Genomic DNA, 11282 nt, shown 5'->3' with positions numbered 1-11282 from the left:
CTCGCCGTCCGCTTCCAAGCCGTCCTGACCATCACCATCATCACCGAGTGGCTCTGACCGGCTTATGAAACACGCCTTAGATGCGTCTACTCAATTCGCGAAGGTGACGATCTGGGCGGTGCCGGGCGCGACCGTGACGGCCGATGACCGGTGGTCGACCGCAACTGGCGTCGACTGTGGCGTGCCGGTGGGCATCCCGGTGGGCGATACCGCCTGCTCGCCGAGAGTGATCCGGCTGGCATCCAGTGAGGCGAAGCCTTCGAGGGCCGAGCTGCGCAGCGTCACCGCGCTGGCCGTGCGGTACGACATCGGCAGGTTGAGTGCCACACGTTGGTCGGTGGCGCCCACGGCGGCCGGATCCTGGACGTTGACCAGCACCACGGTCAGCGTTTCCTCGTCGCTCAGCACGCCGTACGCGCGGATCTTGTCGAGGTAGCTGTCGGGGAGATCGAGGTCCACGAACCGTCCGCGGGGAACCTGGCGGAACGCCCAGATGCCGTAGTACAGCGGGGCGGCGGAGAGCTCGTTCGCGGCCAGGGCTGCCTCATCCGCCGCGCAGAAGGCGCCGTAGTACCGGTAGGAGATCGGGTACTCGGCGGAGTCCCGTGCCTTGAAGTCGCCGCACACGGCGGCGGTGTTCGTGTGTAGCTGCAACTTGTGCACACCGCTCTGCGCGGCCTGCAGCAGGTAGTCCAACGACCAGAGGGAGGTGGCGTAGGAGTTGCTCACCTGCGGCATTCCACTGCACGAGGCGCTGTTCGACTCGTTGACGGTGACCGGGACCGTGTCGTGAAGCCGGCGGCTGATCGCCATGATCCCCGCCAGTTTGCTGCGCGTGCTCGTGTGCGTCTCCGGTGACATGAGCTGGTCGATGGTCACCTGCCGGTTGCCGCAGTGGCTCCACGGGTACCAGTGCGAGGCGAGCTCCGCCATGACCTGTTGCGGGTTGGTGGGCGTGTCGGCGAGGGCGGCGGTGACGAACTCGTCCAGCCTGGTGTTCGTCTTCGCGGTGTTCGCCGACGGACCGACCATCTTCATCCGAGCCTGCGGGATTGCGGCGTCAATGGCCACCTGGTACCGCTTGATGGTCTCCCACAGCTGCGGCCCGCTCAGCGTGGTCACGTTGTCGTACTCGTTGCCGACCTCCACGGCCAGCAGGTCGTCGCCGAGCGTTTCGTATGCGGCCTTCACCTCCGCGACGACCTGATCGAGCGTCACCGGGGGCGACGGGTCCCTGGTGGGATTCTTCACCTGAGCCGGATCGATGATCGCCTTGAGCGGGGCGCCGAGCGTGACCTTCCAGCCCGTGTCGTCCAGCAGCTTCTTGAGCTCGTCCAGGTCCTGCTGGTCGACGGTCCCGCCGATGGCCTGCGGCGGCGCCGGTACGTCACTCCACTGGCCGAACGCCGGCCACACCAGGTCCATGGAATAGCCCCCGAGCCGGATCACCCCCTGCGGACCGAGCGTGCGCAGCCGTTGGCTCATCCGCCCGATCGTCAGATAGCCGTGCGCGAAGTCCGCCGACTCGACCGAGAAGCCCTGGAAGTCCGGCCGTAGCTGCGGGTTCTGCCCGTTCACGGTGGCGGTGAGGGTGAGTGAGGTCTGCGCGGTCGCCGGATTGCCGGCGGCGGCGGCCGCGCTGCTGGCAATCGTCGCCAAGCCGGCGACAGCGGCGATGACCGCCCGCCGCAGGATCGCGCCTCGTCTGCTGGTTGCGGTTGTCCGGGAAGGGACGGTGTTGGTCGGCGTGACAGGTGGGGGTGCCGGTTGAGGACTCATGCGAATCGCCTCTCTCTTACGCGACTGCGACCTAGCGATCGCTCTCGTTCACTCGGCGTACGCTTCGACTTCCATGACCCTGCTGTAGCGGTGGTCGTTGGTGTCCAAAACGACCACGCGGAGCGCGCTCGCCGAAGTCGGCGCAAAGGTCGACTCCACGACGCCGGCGAGGTTTCCACGGACTTCTGCCACGATCTGCCACGCGCCGTCGACCTGCAGCTGGACGTCGTAGTCGCGGAGGCCCCAACTCGACGCCGGGTACTGGGGATTGTCCAGCGTGTAGATCTTGACCCGGCCGAGACGCACCGGACGGGCCCAGGTGGCGGTGAGCGAGTCGGGGAATGCTCCGGGTGTGCCGTCGTTCCACCCGCCCGCACCGTTGTTCCAGTGCGCGGAGTCGGTGATTCCGTTGTTGGCCAACGACGGCGAGGAGTTCGGGTGCGTGCTGGCCGCGGACATCGTGGCGACTCGCGCCCAGTTGTCGGTCGCCACGAGCGCCACTGTTGCCGACTCGTCGCCGACCCGGAAGGTCAACGTGCCGTCCTGCGCGTCGCCATCCCGCACCACCGTCACTCGGGCGTCAGCGGTACCGCCGGCCGGCACGGTCACCGGCGGGGACTCGATGGTCGCCCGGTAACCCGGGCCGGCGGCCACCTCAGGCCGTACGACCACACCCGATTCGGTGGTGTTCTGCAGTTGGAACACCACCTGCGTGGGCTGGCCGGGCAGGGTCAACAGCTCCTGCGGGGAGGCGCCGGTCACCACGACGGGTGGCAGAACCGAGTCGGGATCCACCATGGCGAGTGCGTTCAGATGCCAGTACTCGCCGGGGACGCTGGACAGGCGGAGGTCGACGATTTTCCCGGACGGTCCGCCGTCGAGCGTGAAGGTCAACCACTCAAACTCGTTGCCGGCGAGCGAGCGACTGCGGGCGATCTCGACGCCGTCGACGCTGACGATGGTGGGCTGCGAGCGAACAACATCGCCGATGAGCAGGTAGGTGGGGTACGAGCCCGGGGGCACGGCGATGCGCAGGGTGCGGGCCGGGACGTCGGCGCAGAAGTCGCGCCGCAAGGGGTCAAGGGCCGACCCGCGGTCGCGCTGCTGCGGCGGGGTCCCGACCCAACCGATGCCGCGCTGCGCATCCCAGGCGCTCTGCGGGGTCAGCCGCTCGTAGCCTTGCAGCAACGGGCTGGATGGGGACCCGGCGTCGAGGGCGCGTACGCAGCGCCGGGCGATCGGAGCCACCAGCAGGCTGGTGTCCGTACCGCCGAGGACCGGCAGGCCACCCGCCTGCACCTCCGCACTCACGGATACGATCGCTCCGACCGCCGGTGGACTGATGGGCAGGTCGAGAACCTCGAACTCCCGTGTTTCGATCACCCGGTTCGCTGTTCCGGCCATCCAGCCGTCGGGTGTCGTGAGCCGCGCGACAACCTCGATCTGGTCCGGCGAGGCATTACCGATCTCGACCGGGAGGCGGTTCGGCCAGCCTCCGAGGACCAGCGCCACGTCGGGATCGGCGAGTTTGATCTGCACCCACGAGCGCCGTTCGTCGAGCTCCCGGCTGAGAGCGAAGAAGTAGGCGACGATGGTGTCGCGCCAAACCGTGGCATGAGCGACCTGCGCGTCAAAGCGCTCGGCGACCTCCGCGTGCCGCTGGCCGTCCACCCATCGCCCGAGGCCGTCCCAGGTGCGGCGCTCGCCTTCAGCGGCCGCGAGCCCGTCGAAGTGGGTGTCATAGATGTGTTGGATCACCGTTTTGCCCGAATGCAGCCGGTGGGTGTACGGCACCCGGTGCATGAACAGGAGTAGCTCGTCGGGAACGGACTCGAGCGACTCGTAGATTCGTTTCCACGGCTCGTGATAGAGGCCGGTGTACCCGGTGCCCGTCGCGACCGTCCGGTCATAGCCCACGGATGTGCTGTCGGCGTGCTGCCCGCTCTCAGGGCTGGGATCGTAGTGGGCGCCGTTGCCGGCAACCATGTTTCCGATACCGAGTGGCGACGTGTAGTCCTCGAACGTCGCCCACGAACCGAGCAGCATCGCGGTCAGCGGCTTGACGAGCTGCGGGTGGGAACCGAAGGTCATCCGGACCCATTCCTCGCTGATCTGGTCGGCTGAGAGGCTGGGGTCCCAGGCAAGACGCCCGTAGCCGTAGGAATTGGCGGCCGCGAGGTGGTGCCCGGTCCAGTTTCGGTCGTCTCCGAAGTTGGATACCCCGGACATTCCGCCGTGGATCGCGCCGAAGGCAGACGTGTCCACGACACGGGCCACCGTCGTCCCGGCACCCTTTGCGAACGTGTCGAAGTCCAGGACCTTCTTCCACCAGGGCACGAGGTAGCACAGGTGGGTGGAGTGGCCGGTGTGCTCCTGTGTGACCTGCAGCTCCAGGGTCATGTTGGTGCGGGGCATGGCTCCGAAGAGCGGGTGCACGGGTTCCCGGACGTGGAAGTCGACCGGCCCGTACTTGGCCTGTACGACCGCGTTGTCAGCGAAGCGGCCGTCCAGGGGCGTGAAGGTGCGGTACGCGTCGGTGGAGACGTCCCCGTCGCTCAGGTCGTAGACGAATGCCCGCCAGATGACCAGGCCCCCGTGGGGCGCGACGGCTTCCGCGATCACGTTGGCACCGTCGGCGTGCGTACGGCCGTACTCGACCGGGCCCGGCTGACCCTCCGAGTTGGCCTTGACGAGGAAGCCGCCGAAGTCGGGAATCCGGTCGTAGATCTCCGCCGCCTTGTCGCGCCACCACGCCTTGACCCTCGCGTCGAACGGGTCGGCGGTGGGGAGTCGACCGAGGAGGATCGGACTGGCGAAGTTGGCCGACAGCATCAGTGTCACGCCCCACGGCCGCAGCGCGTCGGCCACGGCGGCGACCTGGTCCAGCATCACCGCGGTGAGGAACTGAGGATTGGCGTTGACATTGTTGACGACGGTCCGGTTGATCCCCAGCGATGCCAGGGATCGCGCGTAGTCAGTGACCCGGGGTGACAGCCCGGGCACCGACCACTCGAAGAGGGACCCGCCGGCGTACCCGCGCTCCACGGTGTCGTTGATGTTGTCCCAGTGATTGAGGATGCGCAGAGAGTTCACCGGCCGCTCGCGGACGTCCAGTCGACCGATCCGCTCCTCGGTCTGCAGGAGCCGCAACAGGTGGAAGCTGCCGTACAGCACCCCACGGTCGCCTGCGCTGGCCACCACCAGAAGGTCCTCGCCACCGCGACGCACCTGGCGCAGGACGAAGCCCTCCGGGCCAAGTTCAGCCAGGTCCGCGGCGGGCACGGTCTCCCGTACGACGGTTGAGCTGCTCGGGGTGCCCAGCACGACAGCGCCGGCGCCGGCAGGCTCGGACGCTGTGGGGATCTCATGGTCCAGCAGTCCGGCAAGCCCCCGCGCCAGCTCCGCACCCGCGGATCGCAGCACCGGCGAATCGCCCTGACGTACGACGTGTGTGAAGGTGCGCCGATACTCCGTACGTCTGGCTGGATTGCCGACCCGTCGGTACCGCAGCCACAGCTCGTACCCGTTCTCGGTGGGCATCTCTTGCGGCGCCCGCCCGGGTTGAGCCTGCGCCGACCGCGCCCCCGTGGGCGGCAGCCATGCGCTGGCCGCAACTCCCGCGCTGGCGGTGAGCAGGTTTCGCCTGGTCAGTCCCGACATCGTCTCCCCCAACTCGTCCGAACTGCCGGAACCGGGCTGAGGTTCGCGCCCTGTCCCGGACCTGAGCTGCTGGTCCTCGTCATCGCGCCCTTTGCATCACGAGCGCGACCAGGCGCCAGTACCGGTCGCGTTGGGAGCCGACGAGTTCCAGATCGGCGGTACGGCCTTCGACCCCGCCGTTCAACGAAAACGTGAACCAGCGGAACTGCCCCTGCGGGATGATCTCCGCGCCGGAGGAGCCGAGAACGGTGTCGTTCTCGCGGATGGTCGTGGTGCCCGCGGGCGCGAAGGCGTCGCCCGTCAGGACGTGGACCTGGTGCATGCCAGGTGGCACCGCCACCCTCAGCACGTAGGGTGCGTCGCGGCCCAGCACGAAGTCGCGCCGGAGGTCGTCGAGCAGGTTCCGGTCGCGGACGTCGGGCTTTCCCTCGACCCAGCCGTACCCCCGGGCTGGGTCCCAGGTGTGGTCGGGCGCGAGTCGCCGGTACGTCGCCAGTACGGGGCTCGCCTCGCTGCCGGCGTCCAGCGCGAGCGGTACCTCGTTGCCGGGTGGCACGGCAACCACCGACAGGTCGCGCTCTCCGTCTGCCACCTCGACGTCGGCGGTCACCCGGACGCGCACGGTCGTGATCGTGGGGACCAGAGACGGCGTGGCCCTGACCCGCACGGTCTCCTCCGTCCCTGGCGGCAGCACGTGGGTTACCGGCTCGGTCACCCAGCCGTCCGGCACCTCCAGCTTGATCGTGATCGGGACGGGTTGGTTCCCGGTGTTCGCGACGGAGACGGCGACCTCGGCCGCCCGTCCGCCCAGCCATACCGACTCGGCCTCGACGTCGGTCAGTACGGCTGGCGGCAGGACCGAGTCGGGATCCACGATGACCAGCGCGCAGAGGTGCCAGAACTGATCGGGGACGCTGTCGAAGGTCAGGTCCACGTCACGACCGATGGCGCCGCCGTCCAGCGTGAACCGGACCCAGGCGAAGGAGCCGCCCGGCAGGTGCGGGCTTTCCGCCACCCGCTCTCCGTCCACGGTGATGAATGTGGGGTACGAGTCCGGCCCTCCGTCCCCGACGAGCACCGCGACGTCGTGGCGCCCGGCGGGAACGGCAACCCGGAGGGTGCGCGCGGGGTAGTCGCCGCAGAAGTCGCGTCGCAGGGCGTCCCACGCTCCTCCCCGGTCGCGATCCTGGGGAAGGGCCCCGACCCATCCGAAACCGCGCTTCGGGTCCCAGGCGGTGGCGGGAGTCAGCCGGTCGTAGTCGCGGACCAGGGGACTGCTGGCTGAGCCGGCGTCGAGTGCGAGCAGGCAGCGTCTGCCGGCGGGGGTCACGACGAAGAGCTTGCCGGTGCTTCCGAGGGTGTCCAACTCTGTGGGCTCGAGGGCGAGGTCGAGGGCGAGGATGTCCGAGGTGAGGGGCGGCTGCACCGGCAGTTTCACCGTCGCGAACACCGTCGACGGGATCCTCCGCTCGCCCCGCGACGCGTTCCAGCCATCGTCAGGGACCACGACGCTGGCGCGAACGGTGAGGTCATCGACGGTGGCATTGCCGATCTCGACCGGCAGGCGGTTCGGCCACCCGCCGAACAGCACGGCCGAGGCTCCACCCAGATCCGTCTGCAGCCACGCGCGGCGATCGTCGAGCCGCCTGCTGTAGCGGAAGAAGAACGAGACCACGATGTCGCGCCACAGCCGAGCGTGCGCCAGTTGGGCTGCGAAGGTGCTCAGCACGTCGGCGTGTCGCTGCGCGTCGACGTCGCCGGCGATCCGTTCCCAGGCGTCGCGGTACGTGCGCGCGCGGTCGAGTCCTTCGAAGTGGCTGTCGTAGATGTGCTGGATCACGGTTTTGCCCGACTGAAGCCGGTGCGTGTACGGCACTTTGTGCATGAAGAGCAGCAGTTCGTCCGGGACCGAGTCGAGCGACTCGTAGATGTCGGCCCAGTACTTGTGGTATAGGGCCGTGTATCCGGTCCCGGTGGCCGCCGTGCGGTCGAAGCCGGTGCCGGTCGCGTCGGTGAAGTGTGACAGGTTCAGCGTCGATCGGGGGTCCGGATCGAAGTGCGCGCCCAGCGGGTAGGTGAGGTATCCCATGCCCAGGGGCGAGGTGTAGTCCTCGTAGGTGCGCCAGGAGCGCAGCAGCACCTGGGTGAGGGCCGCGACGACGGGACCGTCTGTGCCGAAGGTCATTTGCACCCACTCCTGCGCGATCTCCCTCGCGCCGAGCGTCGGGTCCCAGGCGAGCCGCGCGTAGCCGTGCGTGTTGGCCGCCCCTAGCTGGTAGCCGGTCCAGTCACGGTCGTCACCGAAGTTCACGACGCCCGCGAAGCCGACGTTCGTCTGGCCGTAGGCGTTGCCCCCGACGATGCGGGCCACCGTGGTGCCGGGGCCTTCCGCGTGGGTGTCGAAGTCGAGGACTTCCTTCCATTGCGGGACGAGGTAGCACAGGTGGGTGGCGTGCCCGGTGTACTCCTGGGTGATCTGCAGTTCGATCATCTGGTTGGTGTTCGGCATGGCCCCGAACAGCGGATTCACCGGCTCGCGGACCTGGAAGTCGATCGGGCCGTTCTTCGTCTGAACCACCGCGTTGGCGGCGAAGTCGCCGTCGAGCGGCGCGAAGACGCGGTGCTGGTACTCGGCCCAGTCACCGAACCCCTCGTGCACGAACGAACGCCAGATAATGATGCCGTTGTGCGGGGCGACGAGGTTGGCGAGCATGTTGGCGCCGTCGGCGTGGGTGCGTCCGTAGTCCAACGGACCGGGCTGGCCCTCGGAGTTCGCCTTGACGAGGAACCCGCCGAAGTCGGGAATGGCCTGGTAAATCTCCGCCACCTTGTCGCGCCACCAGGCTTGGACGCGGGGGTCGAACGGGTCCGCCGTTCTGATCGGATCAGCACCACCGGAGGTGAGGATCATCGGGCTGGCGTAGTTGGCGGACAGGTAGAAGGTGACGCCCCAGTCGCGCAACAGCCCAGCCAGCGCCGCCAGGCCCGGGATGCGTTCCGAGGCGAGGAACTGAGCGTTGGCGTTGACGTTGTTGACGACCGTGCCGTTGATCCCGACCGATGCCAGCGCTCGCGCGTAGTCGGTGTAGCGCGGATCCAACGTCGGCAACTCGTCCCAATTGAAGATCGAGCGCCCCGCGTACCCGCGCTCCACCGACCGATTCAGGTTGTCCCAGTGGTTGACCATGCGCAGCGGGTTCGCTGGCCGCTCCCGGACGTTCAGCTGGATGAGCGGTTGTTCGGTCTGCAGCAGCCGTAGGAGGTGGAAAGCGCCGTACAGCACCCCGCGCTCTTCGACGCTGGCCACGACGATGAGGTCGCGGTCGCGGATGTGCCGCAGGAGGTATCCCTCGGCGCCCAGCTCGGTCAGCTCCCCCGCAGGTATCTCAGACCGGATCAGCGCTGAGCTGGCAGGGGTTCCGAAGACGATCGCCCCAGGCTGGGTCGGCTCCGGCGCTGTCGGCGCATCCCGTTCCAGGAGACCGGCGAGGCCGCGGACCAGCTCGCTCTCCGCCGAGCGCAGCAGCGGGGTGTCGCCCTGCCGGACGAGCTGGGTGAACGCTCGCTCGTACTCGCGTCGGCGTTCGGGATGGGCCACCGGTTGGTACCGCAGCCACAACCGATAGCCGTCTTCCAACGGCAGTCTCTCACCAGGGCTCGCGTACGCCGGCCGCGGCTGTGCTCCCGCCGCCCCGAGGTAGGCGCTGAGGGCGACTCCTCCGCCGGCCTTGAACAGGGTTCGACGCGTCACTTCGGGCATGCGGTCTCTCCGATAGGCAGGGCTGGGATGGGGGCAAGGGAAACGTCCGGCTAGCGCTGTGCCCGCTGCGCGGCGTAGAGGTCGTCAACGGAGGGCGCCGCGCCGTGCTGGGCGAGCAGCGACTCCAGGTCACCGGAGAAGTCGCGGGGCAGTCCGCTGCTGGTGTCGGCAACACCCTGCACGCCGACCGTGGCGCTGCACGGTGCGACGTCCGAAATGGCGATCGCGTATGAGCGGTCGTTGGTGATCCGGACGTTCCAGTGGGCCGTCCGCGCCCCGAACAGGGGGCCGGAGGCGGAGGATCCGCCCACGCGCCCGTTGTTCTCGACGGTGATGTCCGTGCGGACATTCTCGAAGGGCAGCGCCCGATGGGTGTCGAAGGTCCCCTCCGCCATGCGCCCGCGGCGGTAGACGTTTCCGGACGACAGCCCTTCCACGTTGAGTCCGTGGTGGACCGCGTCGGACGGCACCGCGACGGTGAACCGCTCAATCTCGAAGTTCTCGATCAGGTTGTCGTTGGACTGCATCCGGCAGGCGAAGCTGTGATGAGCCGCCCGTCCGCCGACCACGACGTCGGTGATCGTGACCGACTTGGCGGACGTGAGCCCGAAGCCGAGGTCGCAGTTCTCGACGCGTACGTTCCGCGCCCAGCAGTCGTGAACCGCCTGGAAGCAGACGCCGTTCGAGCCGGGATGCTTGTTGTGCGCCGTCTGGGGGATCAACTCGTTTCTCACGGTGAGGCGCTCGACGCCGGCGTCATGGACCGCAGGGCCGATGTCGCGCAGCCGGGCGGGCCACCCGGGCCGAAGGTCGTACTTGAGCGGCTGCGTCAGCATGACCAGGCGCTCGCCGAGCGTGGCCTCCACTCGAACCGGCCACTGCAGCGTCGCGTACTGCACGTACTGCCCGCCGGATCCCGTCACGAGCTGGGGTGCCCGGCGTGGCCAGTCGTAGTCCCGGGTGCCGGGGATGTCGCCGGCCAGGTGCTTGAGCAGGCTGGCGTCCGGCGGGTTCTCGCACTCCAGCACGACCATGTCACCGGGCTTCAGCCGGCCGGTGTCGGACACGACGAGGGTCCGCTGGCCACGGGACGCCGCGCCGACCTCGGCGAGCACGTCGCCGAGCAGCCTCCCCTCCGTTCCGGCGTAGTCCTCAGCCTCGCACTGGGCGCGACGCTCAGCCGAGACGAACCAGATCTGTCCGCCGGTCCAGGACCAGCGGCTGTTGCCGTTGGACTGCCGGCTCGGTCGGTAGCCGTCGTCCAGCGGGCGGGTGAAGTGCAGCACGGTCGAGTCGCGGCTGGCTCCCCGGAGCACGACCCCGGACCAGTGCATCCAGACCGGGCCAGACAGCGTGTAGGTGCCCGGGGGCACGAAGACCACCCCTCCACCGCGCTCGCCCGCCTGGCGGACGGCGGCGTTGAACGCTGCGGTGGAGTCTGTCCCGTCCGGGCGCGCGCCAAAGTCGGTGACCGTGCCGATCACGGGCGGCGTTGGCGGCCGATCGCCCAGCCGGTACCCCGCGCCGGAAACGTCCGGCAGGACCGGGTGGGAGCCGGGGGCGCGCCTCCACTGGTCAAGGAGAGCAGCGGAGGCGTCGCTTGCGCGCGTATCGGCCGTGACGTCGGCGCCCCGGGCCGGGCGAGGCGTGCTGGACAGCGCTGTGGCGGCGGTGGCGGCCGCCCCCAACCCGAAAAGCCGCCGCCGACTGATGCTGGGGTGCGTGATCGACATGGCATCTCCTCCGAACCCTCGTCGGGCACCACGGCGAGTGAAATCGTTTGCAGCCACAACATCAAAGAGTTGGTTGGGGGTCAATGCATCCAGAGACTGAAACTTGTTTCAATCCCTGGATGCTCTCACCGGCCATGGTGAGGTAGCCGAGGTCCGCACCCCGCCTGGCCAGTGCTCCGACGCCGAGCTCCGGCGAGGGGTGATCGACTTAGAAACTTGTTTCATCACCACGGTGCATTGACCTACCCGCATCCCGTTTGCTGCGATAGCCGAACCGGCAAACGATTTCAGGACGTTGCGATGCGCGGGCCTGGCGCAGGCGCCTGACAGACCTGAAGGCCCGTCTCCCG

Annotated in this window: 4 protein-coding genes; all 4 read right to left on the bottom strand. The window is 68.6% G+C overall.

What is annotated here, in order from left to right; genetic code table 11:
- Positions 1-90: 90 nt before the first annotated feature.
- The gene (locus tag ACVCAH_RS29950; RefSeq protein WP_447139585.1) at positions 91-1659 is read right to left on the bottom strand and encodes a hypothetical protein; all 1569 of its coding nucleotides are present in this window, start codon (positions 1657-1659) and stop codon (positions 91-93) included.
- 168 nt (positions 1660-1827) lie between these two features.
- Positions 1828-5439 carry an alpha-glucuronidase family glycosyl hydrolase gene (locus tag ACVCAH_RS29945; RefSeq protein WP_447139584.1) on the bottom strand — a complete coding sequence of 1204 codons (3612 nt, stop codon included), beginning with the start codon at positions 5437-5439 and terminating at the stop codon, positions 1828-1830.
- A 79-nt stretch (positions 5440-5518) separates the two neighbouring features.
- Positions 5519-9199: an alpha-glucuronidase family glycosyl hydrolase gene (locus ACVCAH_RS29940; RefSeq protein ID WP_447139583.1), complete on the bottom strand. Its 3681-nt coding sequence runs from the start codon at positions 9197-9199 to the stop codon at positions 5519-5521.
- Between the two features lie 50 nt (positions 9200-9249).
- A complete protein-coding gene (locus tag ACVCAH_RS29935) occupies positions 9250-11016 on the bottom strand; it encodes a glycosyl hydrolase family 28-related protein (RefSeq protein WP_447139582.1) in 1767 nt (588 codons plus the stop codon).
- Between the last annotated feature and the right edge of the window lie 266 nt (positions 11017-11282).

The sequence above is a fragment of the Micromonospora sp. LZ34 genome, from assembly GCF_052981855.1.
The sequence above is the reverse complement of the archived record's forward strand: the minus strand, read 5'-3'. Positions and strand labels throughout refer to the sequence as shown.